This is a genomic window from Mycolicibacterium neoaurum ATCC 25795, from assembly GCF_000691525.1.
Taxonomy (GTDB): Bacteria; Actinomycetota; Actinomycetes; order Mycobacteriales; family Mycobacteriaceae; genus Mycobacterium; species Mycobacterium neoaurum.
In genome coordinates, this window is record NZ_JMDW01000008.1 from 198,717 (window position 1) to 219,192 (window position 20,476).

Annotated in this window: 25 protein-coding genes; 16 read left to right on the forward strand and 9 right to left on the reverse strand. The window is 66.7% G+C overall.

The window, feature by feature from the left end; all coding sequences use genetic code 11:
* Window positions 1-8 precede the first annotated feature (8 nt).
* Window positions 9-845, forward strand: a complete 837-nt coding sequence (locus IC40_RS0108425; RefSeq protein ID WP_030134298.1) for an adenylate/guanylate cyclase domain-containing protein — start codon at window positions 9-11, stop codon at window positions 843-845.
* On the opposite strand, the gene IC40_RS0108430 is transcribed toward IC40_RS0108425, so the two are convergent.
* Window positions 772-1,488 carry a cutinase family protein gene (locus IC40_RS0108430; RefSeq protein WP_030134299.1) on the reverse strand — a complete coding sequence of 239 codons (717 nt, stop codon included), beginning with the start codon at window positions 1,486-1,488 and terminating at the stop codon, window positions 772-774. The genes IC40_RS0108425 and IC40_RS0108430 overlap by 74 nt on opposite strands.
* 172 nt (window positions 1,489-1,660) lie before the next feature.
* Window positions 1,661-2,302, reverse strand: a complete 642-nt coding sequence (gene phoU, locus IC40_RS0108435; protein WP_030134300.1) for a phosphate signaling complex protein PhoU — start codon at window positions 2,300-2,302, stop codon at window positions 1,661-1,663.
* Between the two features lie 44 nt (window positions 2,303-2,346).
* On the opposite strand from phoU, the gene IC40_RS0108440 reads away from it, so the two are divergent.
* The 3 genes from IC40_RS0108440 to IC40_RS0108450 are packed head-to-tail and all read left to right on the forward strand — an operon-like array spanning window position 2,347 to window position 4,167.
* The gene (locus IC40_RS0108440) at window positions 2,347-3,003 is read left to right on the forward strand and encodes an AzlC family ABC transporter permease (protein WP_030134301.1); all 657 of its coding nucleotides are present in this window, start codon (window positions 2,347-2,349) and stop codon (window positions 3,001-3,003) included.
* Window positions 2,996-3,319 carry a branched-chain amino acid transport AzlD family protein gene (locus IC40_RS0108445; RefSeq protein ID WP_030134302.1) on the forward strand — a complete coding sequence of 108 codons (324 nt, stop codon included), beginning with the start codon at window positions 2,996-2,998 and terminating at the stop codon, window positions 3,317-3,319. Before IC40_RS0108440 ends, IC40_RS0108445 begins: the two co-directional genes overlap by 8 nt.
* Window positions 3,320-3,342: 23 nt before the next feature.
* Window positions 3,343-4,167, forward strand: coding sequence for a GNAT family N-acetyltransferase (locus IC40_RS0108450; RefSeq protein ID WP_199900940.1), 825 nt, complete (start codon window positions 3,343-3,345; stop codon window positions 4,165-4,167).
* Here IC40_RS0108450 and IC40_RS0108455 read toward each other — a convergent pair.
* Genes IC40_RS0108455 through IC40_RS0108465 form a run of 3 tightly spaced genes read right to left on the reverse strand, consistent with a single transcriptional unit; the run spans window position 4,161 to window position 6,251 of the window.
* Window positions 4,161-4,787 (reverse strand): pyridoxamine 5'-phosphate oxidase family protein, encoded by a 627-nt coding sequence (locus IC40_RS0108455; protein ID WP_030134304.1) that lies wholly within the window; start codon window positions 4,785-4,787, stop codon window positions 4,161-4,163. The two genes, IC40_RS0108450 and IC40_RS0108455, sit on opposite strands and share 7 nt — an antisense overlap.
* Window positions 4,765-5,931 (reverse strand): o-succinylbenzoate--CoA ligase, encoded by a 1,167-nt coding sequence (gene menE, locus IC40_RS0108460; RefSeq protein WP_191293511.1) that lies wholly within the window; start codon window positions 5,929-5,931, stop codon window positions 4,765-4,767. The genes IC40_RS0108455 and menE overlap by 23 nt, the downstream gene beginning before the upstream one ends.
* The gene (locus tag IC40_RS0108465; RefSeq protein ID WP_036460150.1) at window positions 5,919-6,251 is read right to left on the reverse strand and encodes a DUF3349 domain-containing protein; all 333 of its coding nucleotides are present in this window, start codon (window positions 6,249-6,251) and stop codon (window positions 5,919-5,921) included. Before IC40_RS0108465 ends, menE begins: the two co-directional genes overlap by 13 nt.
* A gap of 186 nt (window positions 6,252-6,437) precedes the next feature.
* Here IC40_RS0108465 and IC40_RS0108470 point away from each other — a divergent pair, with 186 nt between their 5' ends.
* Genes IC40_RS0108470 through IC40_RS0108480 form a run of 3 tightly spaced genes read left to right on the forward strand, consistent with a single transcriptional unit; the run spans window position 6,438 to window position 8,326 of the window.
* Window positions 6,438-7,682 carry an inorganic phosphate transporter gene (locus tag IC40_RS0108470; protein ID WP_030134306.1) on the forward strand — a complete coding sequence of 415 codons (1,245 nt, stop codon included), beginning with the start codon at window positions 6,438-6,440 and terminating at the stop codon, window positions 7,680-7,682.
* A gap of 37 nt (window positions 7,683-7,719) precedes the next feature.
* Window positions 7,720-8,007, forward strand: coding sequence for a hypothetical protein (locus tag IC40_RS0108475; RefSeq protein WP_030134307.1), 288 nt, complete (start codon window positions 7,720-7,722; stop codon window positions 8,005-8,007).
* Between the two features lie 7 nt (window positions 8,008-8,014).
* Window positions 8,015-8,326: a DUF3349 domain-containing protein gene (locus IC40_RS0108480; RefSeq protein WP_030134308.1), complete on the forward strand. Its 312-nt coding sequence runs from the start codon at window positions 8,015-8,017 to the stop codon at window positions 8,324-8,326.
* Here the strand turns inward: IC40_RS0108480 and IC40_RS0108485 are convergent.
* Window positions 8,232-8,864 carry a TetR/AcrR family transcriptional regulator gene (locus IC40_RS0108485; protein WP_081843361.1) on the reverse strand — a complete coding sequence of 211 codons (633 nt, stop codon included), beginning with the start codon at window positions 8,862-8,864 and terminating at the stop codon, window positions 8,232-8,234. The genes IC40_RS0108480 and IC40_RS0108485 overlap by 95 nt on opposite strands.
* 173 nt (window positions 8,865-9,037) lie before the next feature.
* Here IC40_RS0108485 and IC40_RS0108490 point away from each other — a divergent pair, with 173 nt between their 5' ends.
* The 4 genes from IC40_RS0108490 to IC40_RS0108505 are packed head-to-tail and all read left to right on the forward strand — an operon-like array spanning window position 9,038 to window position 13,176.
* Window positions 9,038-9,466, forward strand: coding sequence for an MmpS family transport accessory protein (locus tag IC40_RS0108490; protein ID WP_030134310.1), 429 nt, complete (start codon window positions 9,038-9,040; stop codon window positions 9,464-9,466).
* Complete coding sequence (locus IC40_RS0108495) at window positions 9,463-12,381, forward strand: MMPL/RND family transporter (protein WP_081843362.1); 2,919 nt, start codon at window positions 9,463-9,465, stop codon at window positions 12,379-12,381. Before IC40_RS0108490 ends, IC40_RS0108495 begins: the two co-directional genes overlap by 4 nt.
* Entirely contained in the window at window positions 12,381-12,728 is a 348-nt protein-coding gene (locus IC40_RS0108500; protein ID WP_030134312.1) for a DUF732 domain-containing protein, read from the forward strand. Before IC40_RS0108495 ends, IC40_RS0108500 begins: the two co-directional genes overlap by 1 nt.
* A gap of 4 nt (window positions 12,729-12,732) precedes the next feature.
* Complete coding sequence (locus IC40_RS0108505) at window positions 12,733-13,176, forward strand: DUF5078 domain-containing protein (RefSeq protein WP_030134313.1); 444 nt, start codon at window positions 12,733-12,735, stop codon at window positions 13,174-13,176.
* 9 nt (window positions 13,177-13,185) lie between these two features.
* Here the strand turns inward: IC40_RS0108505 and IC40_RS0108510 are convergent, their stop codons facing one another.
* From IC40_RS0108510 to IC40_RS0108520, 3 genes are read right to left on the reverse strand one after another with little or no spacing between them, the layout of a single operon-like run.
* Window positions 13,186-13,758: a TetR/AcrR family transcriptional regulator gene (locus IC40_RS0108510; protein ID WP_030134314.1), complete on the reverse strand. Its 573-nt coding sequence runs from the start codon at window positions 13,756-13,758 to the stop codon at window positions 13,186-13,188.
* 2 nt (window positions 13,759-13,760) lie between these two features.
* Complete coding sequence (locus tag IC40_RS0108515) at window positions 13,761-14,132, reverse strand: VOC family protein (RefSeq protein WP_030134315.1); 372 nt, start codon at window positions 14,130-14,132, stop codon at window positions 13,761-13,763.
* Between the two features lie 52 nt (window positions 14,133-14,184).
* A complete protein-coding gene (locus IC40_RS0108520) occupies window positions 14,185-15,564 on the reverse strand; it encodes a PucR family transcriptional regulator (RefSeq protein ID WP_030134316.1) in 1,380 nt (459 codons plus the stop codon).
* 142 nt (window positions 15,565-15,706) lie between these two features.
* Here IC40_RS0108520 and IC40_RS0108525 point away from each other — a divergent pair, with 142 nt between their 5' ends.
* The 5 genes from IC40_RS0108525 to IC40_RS0108545 are packed head-to-tail and all read left to right on the forward strand — an operon-like array spanning window position 15,707 to window position 20,476.
* Window positions 15,707-17,155 carry an amino acid permease gene (locus tag IC40_RS0108525; protein WP_030134317.1) on the forward strand — a complete coding sequence of 483 codons (1,449 nt, stop codon included), beginning with the start codon at window positions 15,707-15,709 and terminating at the stop codon, window positions 17,153-17,155.
* On the forward strand, window positions 17,148-17,849 hold the full coding sequence (locus IC40_RS0108530; protein ID WP_030134318.1) for an SDR family NAD(P)-dependent oxidoreductase: 702 nt from the start codon (window positions 17,148-17,150) through the stop codon (window positions 17,847-17,849). Before IC40_RS0108525 ends, IC40_RS0108530 begins: the two co-directional genes overlap by 8 nt.
* The gene (locus IC40_RS0108535) at window positions 17,846-18,595 is read left to right on the forward strand and encodes an SDR family NAD(P)-dependent oxidoreductase (RefSeq protein WP_030134319.1); all 750 of its coding nucleotides are present in this window, start codon (window positions 17,846-17,848) and stop codon (window positions 18,593-18,595) included. Before IC40_RS0108530 ends, IC40_RS0108535 begins: the two co-directional genes overlap by 4 nt.
* Window positions 18,592-19,584 carry an agmatinase gene (gene speB, locus IC40_RS0108540; RefSeq protein WP_042510069.1) on the forward strand — a complete coding sequence of 331 codons (993 nt, stop codon included), beginning with the start codon at window positions 18,592-18,594 and terminating at the stop codon, window positions 19,582-19,584. Before IC40_RS0108535 ends, speB begins: the two co-directional genes overlap by 4 nt.
* Window positions 19,577-20,476 (forward strand): polysaccharide deacetylase family protein, encoded by a 900-nt coding sequence (locus tag IC40_RS0108545; protein WP_234411702.1) that lies wholly within the window; start codon window positions 19,577-19,579, stop codon window positions 20,474-20,476. The genes speB and IC40_RS0108545 overlap by 8 nt, the downstream gene beginning before the upstream one ends.

Genomic DNA, 20,476 nt, shown 5'->3' on the forward strand with positions numbered 1-20,476 from the left:
ATCGAGGCGTGCCGACAACCGAGATCGTCCTGCTGGTGGTCGTCGCAGTGCTCGGTGCGGCGCTGATCACCTTCCTGGTGCTGTTCCTGGTGACCCGCCGTCGTCTCGGCAGGACCCGCGCGCAGCTGGCCGAACTGTTGGCCGAGCAGGAGGGGCGGCGCCGCCGCCGGCGGCGCGGGGTGGCGCCGATGGCCATCAAGACCGTGTTCCAGACGGCGGACATGATCATCACCAAGGGGTTGGGCGCCACGGTGCGCAACTCGATCGAGGACCTGGCCGGATGGGCGCGCGTGGAGCGGCCGGATCTGGCCCGCCTCACCGCGGACGGCCGGGTCGTGATCGTCTTCTCCGATATCGAGGGCTCCACCGAGGCCAACGCGGCGATGGGGGACCGGGCTTGGGTCCGGCTGCTCGGCAAGCACAACAAGTTGGTCGAATCGCGGGTCGAGAAGCATGGCGGACACGTCGTGAAGAATCAGGGCGACGGTTTCATGATCGCCTTCGCCGACCCGGAGAACGCCGTGCGGTGTGCCGCCGAGATCCAGGAGGCCCTGGCCGACGCGTCGCGCTGGGAGTCCATCCGGGTGCGCATCGGTGTGCACATGGGCACCTCTGTTCGGCGCGGCGATGATCTGTTCGGCCTCGACGTGGCGATGGCGGCCCGGGTCGCCGGTCAGGCCGAGGGCGGCGAGATCCTGGTCAGCGAGCCGGTGGCCGCCGCAGTCGGCGATCTGGACGACATCGCGCTCGGGTCACCGCGGGAGACCGAACTCAAGGGGCTGCGCGGGACGCACTCGCTGTATCCGCTGCTTCCGCTTGCCGAGTTGCCGGCTTCGCAGCTTTGACCAGCTTGGCGGTCCATTCGGCACCCAGCTTGACCAGGCCCGACTCCGGATACTGGACGTGAGCGTCCCAGTCCCTGCCCAGCGAGCAGACCGGATCCGCCGGCGCGCACAGATCGGCCGTGCGGGCGCCGAAGATCGTGCTCATGCGGGTCAGCGGATTGCCGATCCGTGCCGAGGGGTTACCGAACACCACGATCGAGGTGATGTGCGGCGCGGCGGCCGCGGGCAGCGGCGCGGTGTAACCCAGTCCGGCGATCGGGGCGGTAGCGACGACGTCGACCACGGCGGCGCCCTGGGAGTAGCCGCCCAACACGATCTTGGTGTCCGGGCATTGCGCGACGATGGTCTGGACGCGCTTGCTCATATCGTTGGCGCCCACCGCCGCCTTCATGAAATCCCAGCTGGCGGGGTATTTCACGGCGTATGTGGTGATGGTCTTGCCCTTGAGCATGGGGCGCAGCGATTCGACGAACGCCTTGCCGACCTTGCCGATACCGGCCGGTTCGTCGGTACCGCGGGCGAACACCACCTCGACGTCGGAGCACTCGGGGGCGGCCGATGCGGTCGCGGCGGTGGCCGGACTGAGCAGCAACGCGAGCGCCAGTCCGGCGGTGGCGAGCATGGTCGGGAATCGCGCGGCCATTTCTCTCCTCGGGGTGGCGCCGGCCCTCTACCGGCACCTCATAAGTTCCCATTATTCACAAAAATCACTCTATTAACATCCGTGACAGTTATTTGTGGGCACCGACACGCGCGCGTGTGGTGGTACAGCGCACAGTTTTCAGCGCCAGATTCAGTGCAGATACGAGCACAGATCAGTGCAGCGAAGGATCGGCCTGCGGCGTCTCACCGCGGGCCTGGAAGATCACCTTGCGAGCGATCTCGACAGCATTGTCGGCGAACCGCTCGTAGAACCGGCCGAGCAATGCGACATCGGAGGCGGCCTGCACACCGTGGGGCCAACGATCGGTCAGCACGGTGGTGAGCAGCTCGCGGTGCAGGTCGTTCATCACGGCGTCGTCACGCAGCAGACGTTCGGCCTCCGCGGCGTCATCACCAAGCACGGCACGGTGGGCGGTTTCGGCCAGGGAGACGGCCTGGCTGCCCATCTGGGCGAACAGATCGCGAGCCGATTCCGGGGCGGGACCTGTCTTGGCGATATTCGCCGCCAGCGCACCCATTCGGTCGGCGTTGGCGGCGATGGAGAATGCCGACATCACGACTCGCAGGTCGTGTGCCACCGGCGCATGCAGGGCCAGCAAGGCGAACGCACTCCTGTCGATACGCCTGTTCAACTGGTCGAGCCGGTGCAGGGTGGCGCGCACCCGCGGCGCGGCCTCGAAGTCTGCATCGACCACTGCCGCCGTGGCATCGGCGGCAGTGACGGCGGCCAGCGCACACATCTGCCCCAGATCGGCTGTCAGCCGATCGATCTGAGCGATGAAGGCGGTACGCATGATCGGCCGGGCTACCCGCAATCGGGGGCTGCCAAACTGGCCAGATGTCGGTTTTGCGTGTGGCGGCCCCGATCGGGCTGGCATTTTTGCCGTTGGGGGCGGCGCTGGGATTCCTGGTGGTACACGCCGGCCTGGCGTGGTGGTGGGCCCCGGTCTTCGCCGCGGTGATCTATGCCGGCTCGCTGGAGTTCCTGATGGTGGGCCTGGCCGCCACCGCGGCCCCCGTGGCCGTGGTGGCGTTGACGACGCTGATCGTCAACTCGCGGCACGTGTTCTATGCGCTGTCCTTCCCGCTGCACCGCGTGCGCGGTGTTCCCGGCAAGGCGTACAGCACCTACGTGCTCTCCGACGAGGCGTTCGCCGTCGCGGTCAGCCCGGCGGCCGCCACCTGGACCTCCCGGCAGATCCTCGGCATGCAGTGCGGATTGCACCTCACCTGGACCCTGTCGGCGGGCCTCGGTGGCCTGCTCGGGTCGGCGCTGCCGATCGAACGCCTCAGCGGGCTCGAATTCGCGCTGACCGCACTGTTCATCGTGCTGGCCATCGAGGCCTACCGGCAGCATCCGGACCGCGGCACCGCACTGGCCGCAACTGTCTGTGCGGTCGGCGCCTGGCTGCTAGCACCTGAGCAGATGCTGCTGTGGGCGTTCGCCGCATTCACCGTCCTGCTGGTGGTGCGAATGAGGGTGACCCGTGCCTGACACCGGATACATCGCGCTGCTGGTCGGGGTGGCCGCGGCGCTCACCTGGGCACTGCGGGCGTTACCGTTCGCCGCGCTGGCCCCCATGCGGCACAGCGCCGTGGTGCGGTATCTGAGCCTGCACATGCCGCTGGGGGTGATGGTGATGCTGGCCCTCTACACCGTGCGCGATGCCCCGGAAGCCACTGGGCGGCAACAGCTCTGGCTGCTGATCGCGATCTTGGTGACGGTGGGTCTGCAGCTGTGGCGGCGGCACGCGCTGTTGTCCATCTTCGCGGGCACCGTTATTTATGTGGCGCTGATGTCGTTGTCCTGACAGAGTGTGGCGCCGTGAGTGTCCTGTTCTGTGGCATCGAGTTGGCCCGGCGTATCGAACATGCCGAGGCCGCGCTGATCAGCGCCGTGGTGGCCGTGGCCATGCGGCGCGGCACCGGCGGTTTCGCCATACCGGTGGCCGGCGGGGTCGCCGCCTACGGCGAGCCGGACGCACCCTTCAACAAGGTCGCCGGGCTGGGATTCGCCGGGGTGCCCACCGGCGCCGAACTGGGCGCGGTCGAACGTGCCAACGGTGAGCGCGGCGCGCCCACCGTGGTCGAGCTGAGCAACCTGGCCGACCCGGAGGTCTTGGAACTGCTCGCCGGTCGTGGGTACCGCGTGCTCGCATTCGAGGATGTGCTCGGCCGCGCTCTCGATGGTGCGACACAACCGATTCCGGACGGCATGGACATCCGGCCGGCACGCGTCGACGAGATCGATGCCTGGGTGGACGTGATGACCGACGGATTCTCCCATCCCGACGGTGAGGGAGTGCCCAGCCCGGAGGAGTTCAGCCGGGACGTGATCGAGCGTGCCCAACGGGATTTCACCACCGCGGGCGTGGTCGCCTATGTGGCGGTGCGCGACGGGCAGATCGCCGGGGGCGGAAGTCTGCGCATCACCGATGGGGTGGCTCAGTTGACCGGGGCGGCGACCGCACCGGCGCACCGGCGCCGCGGAATTCAGAGCGCCCTGCTGACGGCCCGGCTGCGCGACGCGGCGGCCACGGGTGCCGATATCGCGGTAGTCACCACCTCGCCGGGCTCGCGATCTCAGCAGAACGTGCAGCGCAGCGGCTTTCACCTGCTCTACACCAGGGCCATCCTGGTGCGCCCACCCGATCAGTAGAGCTGCCTGCGGTAGTTCTCCTCGCTGTAATAGGCCTCCAGTTCGGCAAGTGTCTGTTCGGCCTTGAAGGACTTGGCCAGCTGCGCGGTGCTGGGCACCGATTCCGGGTTCCAGGTCTCGGGCTTCCAGGCATCCGAACGCAGAAACGCCTTGGCGCAGTGGAAGAACACCTCCTCGACCGCGATCTCCAGGGCCAGGATCGGTCGTTTGCCCTGTACCGCTAGCGCATCGAAATAGTCGGCGTCCGAGACGATTCTGGCAGTGCCGTTGACCCGGACGGTGTCGCCACGGCCGGGGATGACGAACAGTGTGCCCACATGCGGGTTCTGCAGGACATTCAGATAACCGTCGACGCGCTTGTTGCCGGGCCGCTCGGGGATAGCGATCGTCGAGTCATCGATGATGTGCACGAACCCGGGCGGATCCCCCTTGGGGGAGACATCGACGCGGCCCTGGGCGTCGGTGGTCGCCACGAAGCACAGCGGTGAGTTCTGCAGCCACACCCGGTGCACATCGGCCAGCGCGCCGGCCACCTTGTCGGCCACCGCCTGGTGCGGGTGCCCGACGATCGCTCGGAGTTGTTCGACGGTGGTCACCTCAGTTGCGCTCACCGGACCCATCATGCCCGCTGAAGCGTTCGATCAGGGCGCGCCGGTCGAGCTTGCCGATACCGCGCCGGGGCAGGGCGTCGACGATGTGCAGCTCGCGGGGCGCGGCCGTCGGGGCCAGCGTCAGCCCGACGTGGGTGCGCACCGCGTCGATATCCGGTGCGCGGTGTCCGGGAGCCGGCACGATCGCGGCGACGACCCGTTGGCCGAGCCGACGGTCGGGCACCCCGAAGACCGCGCACTCGGCGATCGCGGGGTGGGTGGCCAGCGCATTCTCCACCAGCTGTGGCAGCACGGTGAGGCCGCCGGTGCTCACCGCATCGTCGATGCGGCCCAGGATGCTCAGCGTCCCGGCGTCGTCGAGGACGCCGATATCGTCGGTGCGAAACCAGCCGGGCTCGGCGAACGGGTCGGGCGTGACGGGATTGCGGTATCCCGAGGCCACCGCCGGCCCGCCGAGCACGACCCGACCGTCGTCGAGCCGGATCCGCACGCCGTCCAGGGGCAGCCCGTCGTAGACGCAACCGCCGGCGGTCTCGCTCATGCCGTAGGTGCGCACGATCGGTACCCCGGCGGCGGTGGCCCGCTCGCGTATCCCGGTCGGCAGCGGGCCCCCGCCGATCAGCACGGCGTCGAATTCGGCAAGTGCCGCGGTGGCAGCCGGATCGGCCAGCGCCTTGTCCAGCTGGTTGGACACCAGTGAGGTGTAGCGCCGTCCAGGACCCATCCGCGCCGCGGCGTCGACCAGATCGGGCGGGGTGAAGCCCGCGGGCAGGGCCACCACGCTGCTGCCCGCGACGATGCTGCGGATCAGCACCTGTAGTCCGGCCACGTGGTAGGCGGGCAGCGCGAGCAACCAGTTGCCGGGTCCGCCGAGACGGTCATGGGTGGCGTTCGCCCCGGCGATCAACGCCTTCGCCGAGAGCTGGGCGCCCTTGGGTGTGCCGGTGGTACCGGATGTGGACACCACGACCGAGATGTCCTCGGCGATGGGCTCTCCCACGCGCAACGCCGATTCCAGCAGCTCATGCTGGCGGGGGTCGTCGACGGGGACCGGCAGCAGCGCCCCGGTGCCGTGCAGGGCGGCCTCCAGCTCCGGCAGGATCGCCGCAGCGGCGGCACCGGTGCCGACGGGCAGTGCGGTCAGGACGGTGATGGCGGATCCTTGGGTTCGGGTGGGCGCGGATCGTCGAGCGGCCAGCCCTGCATGGCCAGCCGACGTCGCACCCGTTCGATGTCCTCGGCGCGGGGCAGTTCGTCGGTGATCCCGGTGATCATCACCTTGAGATCCACGTGATCGACAGGGCCGCCGTCGAGATGTGCGCGGTTCATCAGATCCTGCGCGACGGCCTCGGCCTCCTCGTTGGTCAGCCTGCGGGTCAGCAGCGCCATCAGCGGGACACGGTCGGGCCCCGGCACCCCTTCCGGGTAGCCGGCGGTCAGCCAGGCGGCGATGCGCGCCAGGAAACCGTTCACGCATCCGAAGCCTGCCAGATACCAGCGGAATCCGCCGCCTCGGCCCGCCAGTCGAAACGGCACGGGGCGCCCAGATGAACGTTTGGTGAACAGGGTCACGAAAACAGCTGAAATCCCAGGTCAGCGATGACAGGCAAGTTGGCCGTAATTACGCGAAACGCTGAGGGATGTCTCAGGATTAGGGCCATGAGCGCAGAGCTGATCATCCTGGTGCTGCTGATTGCCACGGCACTGGCATTCGACTTCACCAATGGCTTTCACGACACCGGAAATGCCATGGCCACGTCGATCGCCACCGGCGCGCTCAAGCCCAAGACCGCTGTGCTGCTGGCCGGTGTGCTGAACCTGATCGGTGCGTTCCTGTCGGTGGAGGTCGCGGTCACCGTCACCACCTCGGTGCTCAAGGTCCAGGACAGCAAGTCCGGTCAGCTGCTCCCGGGCATCGATGCCTCGACCGGTTTGACCATTATTTTCGCCGGCTTGATCGGCGGCATCCTCTGGAACCTGCTCACCTGGTTGTTCGGCATCCCCTCCAGTTCGTCGCATGCGCTCTTCGGCGGACTTATCGGTGCCGGTCTGGCCGCGCTCGGACTGGCCGGGGTCAACTGGTCCGGCGTCACGCAGAAGGTGCTTATCCCGGCCGTCGCCGCCCCGGCAATCGCCTGCTTGGTGGCCGGTTGCGGCACCTGGCTGGTCTACCGGTTGACGCGCAACGTCGCCGAGAAGCGGCGCAAGGACGGTTTCCGCTGGGGACAGATCGCCACGGCCTCACTCGTCGCGTTGTCGCACGGAACCAACGACGCGCAGAAGACGATGGGGGTCATCGCACTGGCGCTCATCACCACCGGGCACCTCACCGGTGATGTGAAGGAACAGGGTCTGCCGTTCTGGATCATCTTCAGCTGTGCGGTGGCCATCGGCCTCGGTACCTACCTCGGCGGCTGGCGGGTCATCCGGACGCTCGGCAAGGGCCTCGTCGAGATCGAGTCCCCGCAGGGTTTTGCCGCCGAGGCCTCCTCGGCTGCCATCATCTTGAGCTCGAGCGCGGCGGGTATGGCGTTGTCGACCACCCACGTCGCCACCGGCTCGATCCTCGGCAGCGGTGTGGGCAAGCCCGGCGCGGAGGTGCGGTGGGCGGTGGCCGGCCGCATGGCGGTGGCCTGGCTGATCACGCTGCCCGCCGCCGGTGTGGTCGGCGCGTTGTCCTACTGGTTGTCCCATGGGGTCAAGACCCTGACCGGGTCGGCACTGGTGGGCGACGGTCTCATCTTCGCGATCCTGGTCGCGCTCTCGGGCTACATGTGGTGGCGCGCCCAGCAGCAGAAGGTCGACCACAGCAACGTCAACGCCGACTGGGACGACTCGACCAACTCGGTCATCCCTGCCGATCTGCGCGATGCCGCCGTCGCAAAGCCCACCGCGTCGGTCTGAGCCGGCCCCGATAGTCCACTGACTCAAAGGATTTCACATGTCTTACCTGGAGAGCATCCTCAAAGTGCTCGGCGTCGGACTGGTGCTCGGTGCGGGTCTGCCGGCGATCTTCGCGCTCGGCCTGGTGGCCTACTCGCGTGGTGCCGACGGTGCCGCCGGTGGTGATGCCACAGCTGCGGCGCCCAACCCGGCGTTCAAGTTCCTCGGTATCGGCCTGTTCGTCTTCGTGGGATGGGTGATCCTCACCGCCGTGCTGTGGATCACCAGGGCGACGATCATCCATCACACCGGAATCGACCTGTTCCCGTTCCTGCCGAAGAAGTGAGACTGCGATGACGGAAAACAAGAACGTCCTGGAGAACGTCCTGAACTGGCTGCACCAAGGCTATCCGGAGGGCGTGCCGCCGACCGACTACTTCGCGCTGCTGGCGCTGCTGAAGCGCTCGCTGACCGAAGACGAGGTCGTGGCTGCCGCGAAGTCGGTGTTGCGCTCCAGCGACGGGATCAGCCCGGTGACCGAGGCCGAGATCAGCGGAGCCATCCAGCTGGTCACCGACAAGGAACCGAATCCCGAAGAACTGCACCAGGTTGCGTCGCGGCTGGCATCGGTGGGCTGGCCGCTGGCGCCGGCTCCGGCCCGCTGACGCACGACAGGAAACCCCGAAGAAGGATCTCGTGTAGATCCGCCGCCGGGATGTCCTGCAATCCCGGGTCGGTCGTACAGAAGTAGAGGCCGGCGCAGGCCACCGACAGGGCCACCCGTTCGCTGTGGGTGGGATCGGTACCCGACAGCAGTGACCGCATTCGCTCAGCGAGTGCCACCAACTCCCCGTGTCGGCTGACCAATTGGTCGACGGCTGGGTCCCCCCGGAACAGGCAGCAGGCGCGCCGCTGGTCGACGGCCACGCCGACGAGGCCGCGGATCGCGGTATCACGACGGCGCTGCGGTGACGATTGCGCCTCGCCTTCTTCGACGACCCGCGCGATGGCATCGAACAGCGGTGTCAGTAGGGCCAATACGATGTCGTCCTTCGACCGGAACTGGTAGTACACCGCGCCTTTGGCGACGCCGAGCCGATCGGCGATCATGCGCAGCGAGGTGCCTTGAACGCCGTGTTCGGCGAACAGTTCGACGGCGGCATCGATGACGCGCTCGCGCGCGGTGGTGCGTCCGCCGAGCATCTGGCCCCCTTCACGGTATGCCGTACGACTTGTCCATATTCAAGCATGGGCTACGCCACAATTAGCCGTACGGCTTGCTTGAAGTTGGCCAACTGTATAACTTGTGTGAGTCCGATGGCCAATGAGTGCTATCGGCCGTGTGTTGGTCGGCACTGCGGAAGGACGTCGGGAGAATGCAGCTGCTCAAACGGGTGTGGTTACCCCTGGTCATCGTCGTGGTCGTCGGAGTCGGCGGCTTCTCGGTGGACCGGATACGCGGAGTATTCGCCTCCGACCCCCCGCTGGTAACTCCGGTGAACTTCGCCAACGACCCCGAGCCGTTCGACCCGAAAGTGGTGACCTATGAGATCTTCGGCCCGGAAGGCGCTGCTGTGGACGTGAACTACGTCGATCTCGCCGGTGAACCGCAACGGGTGGACGGCGCTATCCTGCCCTGGTCGGTCGTCCTGCAGACCACCGAGCCCTCCGCGGCGGCCAATATCGTGGCGCAGGGCAAGACGAGCTTCTTGGGTTGCCGCGTGCTCGTCGACGGCGAACTCAAGGACGAGCGCACGGTCTCCGGCACCAATGTCCAGACCTTCTGCATCGTGAAGTCCGCATGAGCGGGGCGCATGCCGGCGCCGAGCCGCCACACAGCGCCGACGCGCCCACCGGCCCGATCGCGGTGCAATCACCGCATCAGACAGCACATTTCGGCCGCGTCGCGCGGGTGTTCCGCAAGCTCGCGGTGCCGTTCATCCTCGGCTGGATCGCCGTTGCGGTCTTCCTGAACGTCGCGGTGCCTCAGCTTGAGGCGGTCGGCGAGCTGCGGTCGGTCTCGATGAGCCCCAAGGAAGCCCCTGCGGTCATCGCCACCGAACACATCGGCGAGGTCTTCCAGGAATACGAATCGAACAGCTCGGTGATGATCGTGCTGGAGGGTCAGGAACCCCTCGGTGCGGACACCCGCCGGTACTACTCGGAGCTGATCGCCAAACTGGAGGCCGACAAGGCCCACGTCGAACACGTTCAGGATCTGTGGAGCGATCCGCTGACCGCGACCGGTGTGCAGAGCGGCGACGGCAAGGCCGTCTACGTCTCGGCGAACCTGGCCGGAAACCAGGGCGAGGCAAAGTCACTGGAGTCCATCGAGGCCGTCAAGAACATCGTCGAGAGCATGCCGCCACCCGACGGCGTGCAGGTGTTCGTGACCGGATCGGCGGCCATGACGGCCGAACAGACCGAGGCCAGCCACGGCAGTATGCGACTGATCGAGGCACTGACCTTCCTGGTCATCATCGTCATGCTGCTCATCATCTTCCGCTCCGTCATGACGATGGTGCTGATGATCGTGATGGTGGCCGTGAGCCTGCTGACGGTGCGGGGTGCGGTTGCCGCGCTCGGGTATTACGAGATCATCGGGCTCTCGACGTTCGCGACCGGTCTGCTGGTCACCTTGGCCATCGCGATCTCGGTCGACTACGCGATCTTCCTCATCGGGCGGTACCAGGAGGCCAGGAGCGCCGGTGAGGATCGTGAGCAGGCGTACTACACCATGTTCGGCGGCACCGCTCATGTGATCGTCGGCTCCGGGCTGACCATCGCCGGTGCCACGTTCTGTCTGAGCTTCACCCGGCTGCCGTATTTCCAGACCCTCGGTGTGCCGCTGGCCGTGGGCATGCTGGTGCTGATCGTCACGGCCATGACCTTCGGTCCGGCCATGATCACCGTCGGCGGACGGTTCCTGGATCCCAAGCGTGCCACCCGCGTACGTGGCTGGCGCAAGGTCGGTGCCGCGGTGGTCCGCTGGCCCGGACCCATCCTGATCACCACCATCGCGGTCTCGCTGATCGGTCTGCTGGCATTGCCCGGCTACAAGACGAGTTACAACGACCGCCTCTATCTGCCGGACGACATCAGCTCCAACGAGGGTTATGCCGCCGCCGAACGGCACTTCTCGCCGGCGCGGTTGAATCCGGAGATCCTGATGATCGAAAGTGACCGGGACCTACGCAATCCCGCCGACTTCCTGGTGATCGAGAAGATCGCGAAGGCCATCTTCCAGGTCGACGGAATCGGGCGCGTGCAGACCATCACCCGGCCCGACGGCACGCCGATCGAGAACACCTCGATCCCGTACATGATCAGTCAGAACAGCACGCTGCAACGGTTGAACGAGAAGTACAACCAAGACCGCACCGCCGATATGTCCAACCAGGTTGCGGACATGGACCGGACCATCGCGAGCATGGACAAGATGCAGGCCATCACCGAGCAAATGGCCGACACCACGTCCAAGATGGTGTCCTCGATGGACCTCATGGTCGGTGACATCGAGGACATGCGGGACAGCATCGCCAACTTCGACGACTTCTTCCGCCCGATGCGCAACTACTTCTATTGGGAACCGCACTGTTTCAACATCCCGATGTGCTGGTCCATCCGGTCCGTCTTCGACGTGCTCGACGGCATCGACGTGATGACCACCAACATGAACGACATGATGCCGCAGATGCATCGGCTCAACGAACTGATGCCGCAGATGATCGCGATCATGCCCGAGATGAAGCAGACCATGGTCAACATGAAGGAGATGATGCTGACCATGCAGCAGACCCAGGCGGGTATGCAGGAGCAGCAGCGCATCATGAGCGAGACCTCGACCGAAATGGGTAAGGCCTTCAACGATGCGATGAACGACGACTCGTTCTATCTGCCTGCCGAGGCGTTCGACAACCCGGATTTTGCAAAGGGTTTGGAACAGTTCCTGTCCCCGGACGGGCATGCGGTGCGGTTCATGATCAACCATGAGGGCGACCCGATGTCGGCCGAGGGTATCGAGAAGATCGAACCGATCAAGACCGCGGCCAAGAATGCGATCAAGGGCACCCCGCTGGAGGGCTCGACGATCTATCTGGGCGGCACCGCGTCGACGTTCAAGGATATGGCCGACGGTACTCGCTATGACCTGCTGATCGCCGGTATCGCGGCCATCTGCCTGATCTTCCTGATCATGCTGCTGCTCACCCGGGCCATCGTGGCCGCGGCGGTCATCGTGGGCACCGTGGTGCTCTCCCTCGGCGCGTCCTTCGGAGTGTCGGTGCTGCTGTGGCAACACCTGCTCGGTATCGAGTTGCACTGGATGGTGTTGCCGATGGCGGTGATCATCCTGCTGGCCGTGGGTGCGGACTACAACCTGCTGGTCGTGTCGCGGCTCAAGGAGGAGATCCACGCCGGGTTGAGCACCGGGATGATCCGTGCCATGGGCGGTTCCGGCTCGACGGTCACCGCGGCCGGCATGGTGTTCGCGTTCACCATGATGGTGATGGCGGTCAGCGACCTGACCATCATGGGCCAGGTCGGCACGACGATCGGGCTGGGTCTGTTGTTCGACACCCTGGTGATCCGATCGTTCATGACACCCTCGATCGCCGCGCTCATGGGCAAGTGGTTCTGGTGGCCTCAGCAGGTGCGCCAGCGTCCCAAGCCGCAACCCTGGCCGCCCATTCAACGACGACCTCAGGATGTGTTGGTGTGATGAGGAATTCACGGATCGCATCGATGCTGGCCGCCGGTGCCGCGGTGACCGCTTTTGTGGCCGCACCGGTCGCCCAGGCAGATCGTGACGAGGCCTTCGCCGATCAGTTGCACACCTATGGCGTCTACGGGCAGAAGGATTTCAACGCCTGGATCGCCAAGATCATGTGCAAACGCCTGCACCGCGGGGTGGACGCCGACGTGTACGCCTCGGCGAAGTTCGTGCACGACCAATTACAGAACGGGTCGAGCACCGAACAGGCCTGGCAGTTCGTCGGGGCCGGTATCCCGGCGTACTGCCCGGAGCTCACCCATGTCTTGACCCAGGCCTCCACTGATAAGGAGTAACGCCATGAGCCGTAACAGGTTTGCGCTGGCCGGGTTCGCCGCCGCGGCCGTGGTCACGCTGACGCCCGGCGTGGCTGCTGCCGATGCCACCGACGAGTACCCGATCCCGAGCAATATGCTCAAGACCACGTGCACGGTGGATCAGTACATGGCCGCGGTGCGCGATACCGATCCGGTGTACTACGAGCGCTACATGATCGACTACAACAACAAGTCGCCGGAAGTGCAACGGGCCGCACGTGATCGGATCACCTGGTTCTTCTCGATGGACTATGCCGGGCGCCGGCAGTACTCGGAGGACACCGCTACCAACGCCTTCTACGAGCAGCTGGCCTGGAACTGGCCGAACTGGGTCAAACTCTTCTTCAACAACAAGGGCGTTGTCGCGCACGGGACCGAGGTCTGTGCCGGCTATCCGCCGGCCGATCCCGGTGTCTGGGTCTGGTGAGCGCGGCCGTCAGTCGAAATATGCGGTGTCGCGCAGCAACTGCTGGGTCGCGGCCAGCAGCGTGCGGTGCAGATCCTCGTCACTGACATCCTCGAGCGCCTTATCGGTGACCGCGGCGTACACACCGTTGGTGACCATCGAGATGACCACCCGCCCTGCCGGGCCGTGCCCACCGCCCAACAACAGATTGGTGAAGCGCTCCACCAGGTCACTGAGGTCTTCGCGGGCCTCGATCATGCCCTCCAACACCGGATCGCCTGCCAACACCGCGGCCAGCCGACGGTTGCGGACGCTGAACTCGATGAATCCACTGATGGCGATCTCACGGCGGGTGCGCGGGTCGGTGACCGCCTCGGCGATCGTCACCACCCGGGCCATATCGTCGAACATCGGCTGCGCCGCGGCGGCGACGATCTCTTCCTTGGAATGGAACTGGTAGTAGACCGAGGCCTTCCCGACCCCGATACTGTCGGCGATCATCTGCAGCGTGGTGCCGCTGACACCGTGTTCACCGAACAACGTCAACGCAGCCTCCAGCACCCGGGTCCGTGCCGTGCCGCGTCCCAACACCGATTTGGCCACTGTCAGCTCCGGGTGTCGCGACGCAACGGATGGTCGTCGGGAATCTGGACGAAGATCAGCGTCACCCCGTCGGGATCGCAGACGTGCATCTCGTGCAAACCCCACGGCTCCCGGACCGCGGCCCGGGCGATCTCGACACCGCGACCGGCCAACTCGTCCTGGGTGGCATAGACGTCGCGCACCTGCAACCACAGGCTCCCGCCGGCGGACGGGCCACCGTGGCCGGCGATTTCGATCAATGACTGGCCCGCATAGAAGACGGTGCCGCCGGTGTACTCGCGTGCGACGGCCAGGCCGATGCGATCGCGGTAGAACTCCACCGATCGCCGATAGTCGGCCGGCCGCATCAGCATCCGGCTGGCCAGGATCTCCATACCCAAGTGTCTATCACGCGATCCTGCGTTCCGGTGGCAGCGACTGCCGTCCTCAAGCACCACGGTCGGCGGCCCGCAGGCCGATGGTGAAAGCGGCCTGGTCCTCGAAGTCCAGTGGGTTGCGTCCGGTGATCTGACGGATCCTGGCCAGCCGGTGCCGCACGGTGTTGGTGTGCAGGAACAGCTCGCGGGCGGTGTCGATCAGCGAGCCGTTCGCGGCAAGGAACACACGCAGGGTGCGGATGTGTTGGGTGCCCCGATCGCGATCGAGCGCCAGCAGTGGATCGATCAACTGGGTCTTGAACGGTGTGAGCCGACTGGGCGGCAGCCCCTCCAGCAGGCTGGTGAAGGTGCTCAGCTGGTCGGGCCCGATGCTGCCGCCGCGCTGCCTGGCCAGATCGAGCGCGACCCGGGCCTGGCTGATGGACGTGCCCAGCTCGCTCAGGGGTGCCGCGGTCGCGTGCCCGGAGGGCATGGCCAGATCGGTGGCCGTCTCGATCGGTTTGTCGGCCCCGGTGCTGAGCACCAGGCACACCTCCGGGGCGTCGGCGACCAGAGCATCGGGAAAGGCCATCGACAACAACGCCCCCGCACCGGCAGGCCACGCCGAACAGTCGATGTCCGGGGCAGCCAGGCCCGGCCAGTCCAACAATTGGTGCAGCGCGTCGGGGAGCAGCATCCGTCGTTCGACGAGCGACAGCAGCTGGCCGATGCGTTCACGGGAGAGTGCGGCCTCGATATCGCGCTCACCCTGGGAAGCCGCCAGGAACCGGGCGATGACCTCCAGGACGGCCGCCTCGGGCGGTTCGCCGCGCCCGACCCACGCCAGCGTGCCCATCCCGTCGACCGCCGCGGTTACCGCGCCGGATTCGATCGGCGCTCCCGGTGGCTCCAGTAGGAAGTAACAGCCCAGCACCTGCCCGGCCCGGTCCAGCAGCTCCCGACTCGACTCGCGTCGTCGCTGGGAGGAAAGCAGTTCGGGCACAAGCGCGTTGGTGGCCCGTGCGGTGGCGACCGCACCGCCGAACCGGAAGTCGGCGATATAGCGGCTCACCATGGCGAACGGCACCTCCGGCGGTGCGATCAGCAGTGGCAACCCGTGGTCGCGGCACGCATCGATCAGAGCCTGCGGCGCCGCATCGTGCACATCGCCGATCCCGAAACAGATGCCGGCCGCCCCGGCGGCGTGCGCCGAGGCGACGAAGGCGGCACTGTCGGTGGGGGCCTGCAGGCTGATACCGACGGTGCAGACCAGCTCACCGCCGCGCAGATACCGCGACGGGTCGCGCAGTTCGGTGGTGTGTGACCAGGTGATCTGGCGGTCCGTGGCGGCCGGCCCGGTGTCGATGCGGTGCAGTCCGAGCCGGGAGCGTTCGAGCAGGTCGGTGAACGTCGGCGCACGCGCGTCGTCGTCGCGGTCGGACTCTGCCATCGGTCGATCGTAACGTCACCGTCATCTGCACACCCGGTTTGGTTGTGCGATCCTCCAATGGTCGGCGGCGCCGGTGGTGGGTTCGCAGCGTCTTCGCCGCCAACGATGGCGGCGGTACGGCCGGGGGCGTGATAGTTCGTTGATGACCGAGCCACAGGTATTGCGCCGCGAGTTCTCCCTCTGGTCGGCGTTTGCGTTCGCCTTCGCCTTCATCTCGCCGATCGTCGCGTTGTACGGAATCTTCGGGTTGGCGTTGTCGGCGGCCGGTCCGAGCTTCTGGTGGGGCTTCGGACTGGTGTTCGCAGGCCAGTTCCTGGTCGCGCTGGTGTTCGCGATGCTGGTGTCGCGCTGGCCGTTGGAAGGGTCCATCTACCAGTGGTCGCGACGGCTGCTGGGCACCACCTACGGCTGGTTTGCGGGCTGGGCCTATATGTGGACGCTGGTCATCGCGATGGCCACGGTCGCCCTTGGCGCGGCTGGCTTCACCGCCAACATCTTCGGTGTCGAGGAGCCCTCGGGGACGACGCTGGCGCTCATCGCGCTGGCCATCCTGCTGGCCGGCACCGCGGTCAATCTGGCCGGCCGGCAGGCGCTGAAGATCTTCATGGTCGGCAGCATCATCGCCGAGGTCATCGGCTCGGTGGTGCTGGGTACCTGGCTGCTGCTGTTCCATCGGCAGAACTCGCTGTCGGTGCTGTTCACCGGTGGTGGCCCCGAGGTGGACATCTGGACCTGGCTCAGTGGGCCGTTCCTGCTGGCGGTGGCCTTCATTGGGTGGTCCTTCGTCGGTTTCGAGAGCGCGGGGTCGATCGCCGAGGAGGTGCACGAACCGCGCCGATACCTGCCCAAGGCCGTGCTGTTCTCGCTCGCGTTCATCGCGCTGGTCGTCGGCTATTCCAGCCTCGCCATCATCTTGGCCATCCCGGACCTGGACGCCGTCGCGGCCGGCGCGGTCGGCGATCCGGTGTACGAAACCCTCACCGTCGCACTCGGTCACGGTATCGCGCGTCCGGTCGAGGTGATGTTCGTCATCGGTTTCCTGGCCAGCTTCCTGGCGCTGCAGACCTCGGCATCGCGGGTCATCTGGGCCTATGCCCGCGACGGGGCGTTGCCTGCCTCGGCGGTGCTGTCCCAGCTGCGCGGTCCGGCCCGAATACCGGTGGTGGCGATCGGGGTCACCACGGTAGTCGGCGCCGCCCTGTTCGGCCTCAGCATCGTCGCCGGGGATATCTACTCGCTGATGGTCAACTTCACCGCGGGTGGTTTCTATCTGGCATTCCTGTTCCCGCTCATCGGATTCCTGGTCGTGCTGGTGCGTAGGGCGTGGACGCCTGCCAACTTCTCGCTGGGCCGGGCCACCCTGCCCGTCGCCGCGGTGGCCGTGGTGTGGGCGGTACTGCAGTTCGTCAACATCGCCTGGCCGCGAGCAGCTTTCGAGCAGCGCTACCTGGACTGGTCGGTCTGGATCGGCATCGCGGTGCTGCTGGTGATCGGCACGGCGATCCTGGCGACCGTGCGCTCGCGTATCGTCGAAGCCTCGGTGATCGACGAGGTGGAATCCCGTGACGAGTTCGCAGACGCCCATGAGTGACCCGGGCCCGGTGGCCGTCGTCACCGGTGCTGCCAGCGGTATCGGCGCGGCCGCCGCCGAGGCGCTGCGCCGGCGCGGCTACCGGATCGGTGCGCTGGACCTTTCGGCCGATGTTGACGCCGATCATGCTGTGGCCGTCGATGTTTCCGATCACGGCGCGGTGGCGGCGGCCGTCGCCGAGATCCGTTCGACCCTGGGCCCGGTCGCCGCGCTGGTGACCTCGGCCGGATACTACGAGATGGCATTGATCGACCAGGTCGATGCGGCGTCCTGGCGACGGATGCTGCGGGTGCACCTGGGCGGATTGTTCAACGCGACGCGCGCGTGCCTGCCCGACATGCTGGCGGCCGGATCGGGTGCGGTGGTCGCGGTGGCCAGCGAGCTCGCCGTCGGCGGTGGTGACCAGGAGAGTCACTACGTCGCGGCCAAGGGGGCGATCATCGGTCTGGTCCGTAGCCTGGCCGCCGAGGTCGCCGGATCCGGGGTGCGGGTCAACGCCGTCGCACCCGGGCCCACCGACACCCCGCTGCTGGATGCCGATTCCCCGTGGCGGGCAAAGGAGTATCTGGATACCCTGCCGCTGCGCAGGCTTGCCACCCCGGTCGAGGTGGCTCGCTGTGTCGAATACCTGGTCTGCGACGCGACGTTCAGCGTCGGTGATGTCGTCAACGTCAACTCCGGAGCGGTGATATGAGCAGGGTCGCGCTGATCACGGGCGCGGCGCAGGGGATGGGTGCCGCGCACGCACGCCGGCTGGCCGGCCGGGGAATGACGGTCGCCGTCAACGATATTCGCCCCAGCGTTGGCCTGGAAGCGCTGGCCGAGGAGATCGGCGGATTCGCCGTTCCCGGTGACGTTTCCGATCCGGGGGAGTGCCTGCGCATCGCCGACGCGGTGGCCGCGCGCACCGGTCGCCTCGACGTGTTGGTGGCCAACCACGCCTACATGACGATGTCCCCTCTGCTCGAGCATGACGAGCAGGACTGGTGGCGCATCGTCGACACCAACCTCGGTGGCACCTACCACCTGATACAGGCCGTGCTGCCGCACATGCGGGCTCGATCCGAGGGCCGCGTCGTGGTGATCGCCAGCGAGTGGGGTGTCACCGGGTGGCCGGAGGCCACCGCCTACGCGGCCGCCAAATCCGGTCTGATCGCCTTGGTCAAGGGTCTCGGCCGCGAACTGGCGCCGGAGAGCATCATCGTCAATGCGGTCGCGCCGGGCGTCACCGATACCCCGCAACTCCAGGTCGATGCCGATGCTGCCGGAATCGACCTGGTGGACATGCACGCCCGGTACGCGGCGGGAATTCCGTTGGGCCGCATCGGTCGACCGGATGAGATCTCGGCCGCGGTCGAGTTGCTCGCCGATTTCGAGGTGGCGGCCGTCGTCGGGCAGGTCATCTCCTGCAACGGCGGATCGACCAGGAGCAGAGCATGAGGGAGAGGGAGACGGTGGACGGCCAGGACAGCTACGTGCGGTCGGCGTCGGGCAATATCGGGCAGGTGAACGCGCAGCAGGTGCCGCGCTACGCCGGGCTGGCAACCTTCGCCCGCCTGCCGCAGCGTCACGAGGTTCAGCGTTATGACATCGCCGTCGTCGGGGTGCCGTTCGACAGCGGGGTCACCTACCGGCCCGGGGCTCGGTTCGGTCCCGCCGCAATCCGCGAGGCATCCAGATTGCTCAAGCCCTACAACCCGGCCTTGGGCATCAGCCCGTTCGCACAGGCACAGGTGGTCGACGCCGGGGATATTGCGGCCAACCCATTCGATATCGATGCCGCGGTCGACGAGGTGCGCGAGGGTATCGCTGCCCTGTTGACCACCCCGCGACAGCGGGTGCTGACCTTCGGCGGTGATCACACCATCGCGCTGCCCGCGCTGCAGGCCGTCAATCGGGTGCACGGGCCGGTTGCCCTGGTGCACTTCGACGCCCACCTGGACACCTGGGATACCTACTTCGGTGCGCCGTGCACACACGGCACGCCGTTCCGCCGGGCTGTCGAGCAGGGTCTCTTGGTCAAGGGGCACTCGGCGCACGTCGGGATCCGCGGATCGCTCTATGACAGAGCCGATCTGCTCGATGACGAATCGTTGGGATTCACCATCGTGCACTGCCGCGATATCGACCGCATCGGGATCGACGGTGTCATCGAACGGATCCGAGAACGGGTGGGTGAGCATCCGGTCTACGTGTCGATCGATATCGATGTTCTCGACCCGGCGTTCGCGCCAGGGACCGGTACCCCGGAGATCGGCGGGATGACCAGCCGGGAACTGGTGGCCGTCCTGCGGGCGATGCGCGGTTTGCACATCGTGGGCGCCGACGTCGTCGAGGTGGCGCCGGCCTATGACACCGCCGACGTGACGGCGGTGGCCGCGGCCAATATCGGATACGAGCTGATCACCCTGATGGCCGAAGATGTCTGAGTTCGGTCCGGGCGAGCACAGCGACGGGAAAACACCCTGGGGCGAGCGCAGCGACGGCAAAATATCCTGGCCCGCAGGGAAAGTGGCGGCCGCGGCGTTCACCTTCGATGTGGATGCCGAGTCGGCGGTGCTGTGGGGCAATGAGGCGGTGGCCGCCAGAATGAGTGTGATGAGCCACCAGGCCTACGGCCCGCTGGTCGGTATCCCGCGCATTCTCGACCTGCTGGAGCGTCATCAGATCCGGTCGACGTTCTTCGTGCCGGGGCATACCGCGCATCGCTATCCCGAGGCGGTGCGGTCGATCGTGGCGGCCGGGCACGAGATCGCCCATCACGGGTATCTGCACGAGCAGCCGACGGCGCTGACGCTGGGGGAAGAGATCGAGGCGCTCGATCGCGGGCTGGAGGCGTTGGCCGAGGTGGCCGGGGTGCGTCCGAGTGGCTACCGTGCGCCGATGTGGGATCTGTCGTGGCGGACACCGGAACTGCTCGCCGAGCGCGGATTTCTGTACGACTCATCGCTGATGGATTCCGACCATCCCTACGAGCTTGCGGTGGGGGAGGGGTCGCTGGTCGAGATCCCTATCCAGTGGGCACTCGACGATTGGGAGCAGTACTGCTACCTGCCGGACATCTACAGCGGAACCATCGAGAGCCCGCGCAAAGCCCGCGAACTGTGGCAGCTGGAGTTCGATGCGCTGCGGAGCGCCGGCGCGTGCTGGGTGCTGACCAATCATCCGTTCCTGACTGGACGGGCTTCGCGCGCAGCCGAACTCGGCGATCTGATGCGCTACGTCGTGGAGCGCACCGACGTCTGGACCACCAGCCTGGGTGAGATCGCCACGCACGTGCGCACGCTCGGGTTGACGCCGCGCACTATCACCCGTCCCTGA

What these genes read in the sequence shown, in the direction of transcription:
- phoU (WP_030134300.1), bottom strand. Translation starts at nt 2,302, where the DNA reads ATGCGTACCGCCTTCATCGCTCAGATCGATCGGCTGACAGCCGATCTG.
- IC40_RS0108535 (WP_030134319.1), top strand. Translation starts at nt 17,846, where the DNA reads ATGAGCAGGGTCGCGCTGATCACGGGCGCGGCGCAGGGGATGGGTGCC.
- IC40_RS0108495 (WP_081843362.1), top strand. Translation starts at nt 9,463, where the DNA reads ATGAGCGGGGCGCATGCCGGCGCCGAGCCGCCACACAGCGCCGACGCG.
- IC40_RS0108440 (WP_030134301.1), top strand. Translation starts at nt 2,347, where the DNA reads ATGTCGGTTTTGCGTGTGGCGGCCCCGATCGGGCTGGCATTTTTGCCG.
- speB (WP_042510069.1), top strand. Translation starts at nt 18,592, where the DNA reads ATGAGGGAGAGGGAGACGGTGGACGGCCAGGACAGCTACGTGCGGTCG.
- IC40_RS0108515 (WP_030134315.1), bottom strand. Translation starts at nt 14,132, where the DNA reads ATGGAGATCCTGGCCAGCCGGATGCTGATGCGGCCGGCCGACTATCGG.
- IC40_RS0108475 (WP_030134307.1), top strand. Translation starts at nt 7,720, where the DNA reads ATGTCTTACCTGGAGAGCATCCTCAAAGTGCTCGGCGTCGGACTGGTG.
- IC40_RS0108470 (WP_030134306.1), top strand. Translation starts at nt 6,438, where the DNA reads ATGAGCGCAGAGCTGATCATCCTGGTGCTGCTGATTGCCACGGCACTG.
- IC40_RS0108455 (WP_030134304.1), bottom strand. Translation starts at nt 4,787, where the DNA reads ATGGGTCCGGTGAGCGCAACTGAGGTGACCACCGTCGAACAACTCCGA.
- IC40_RS0108430 (WP_030134299.1), bottom strand. Translation starts at nt 1,488, where the DNA reads ATGGCCGCGCGATTCCCGACCATGCTCGCCACCGCCGGACTGGCGCTC.
- IC40_RS0108485 (WP_081843361.1), bottom strand. Translation starts at nt 8,864, where the DNA reads ATGCTCGGCGGACGCACCACCGCGCGCGAGCGCGTCATCGATGCCGCC.
- IC40_RS0108520 (WP_030134316.1), bottom strand. Translation starts at nt 15,564, where the DNA reads ATGGCAGAGTCCGACCGCGACGACGACGCGCGTGCGCCGACGTTCACC.
- IC40_RS0108545 (WP_234411702.1), top strand. Translation starts at nt 19,577, where the DNA reads ATGTCTGAGTTCGGTCCGGGCGAGCACAGCGACGGGAAAACACCCTGG.
- IC40_RS0108490 (WP_030134310.1), top strand. Translation starts at nt 9,038, where the DNA reads ATGCAGCTGCTCAAACGGGTGTGGTTACCCCTGGTCATCGTCGTGGTC.
- IC40_RS0108530 (WP_030134318.1), top strand. Translation starts at nt 17,148, where the DNA reads ATGAGTGACCCGGGCCCGGTGGCCGTCGTCACCGGTGCTGCCAGCGGT.
- IC40_RS0108505 (WP_030134313.1), top strand. Translation starts at nt 12,733, where the DNA reads ATGAGCCGTAACAGGTTTGCGCTGGCCGGGTTCGCCGCCGCGGCCGTG.
- IC40_RS0108500 (WP_030134312.1), top strand. Translation starts at nt 12,381, where the DNA reads ATGAGGAATTCACGGATCGCATCGATGCTGGCCGCCGGTGCCGCGGTG.
- IC40_RS0108480 (WP_030134308.1), top strand. Translation starts at nt 8,015, where the DNA reads ATGACGGAAAACAAGAACGTCCTGGAGAACGTCCTGAACTGGCTGCAC.
- IC40_RS0108525 (WP_030134317.1), top strand. Translation starts at nt 15,707, where the DNA reads ATGACCGAGCCACAGGTATTGCGCCGCGAGTTCTCCCTCTGGTCGGCG.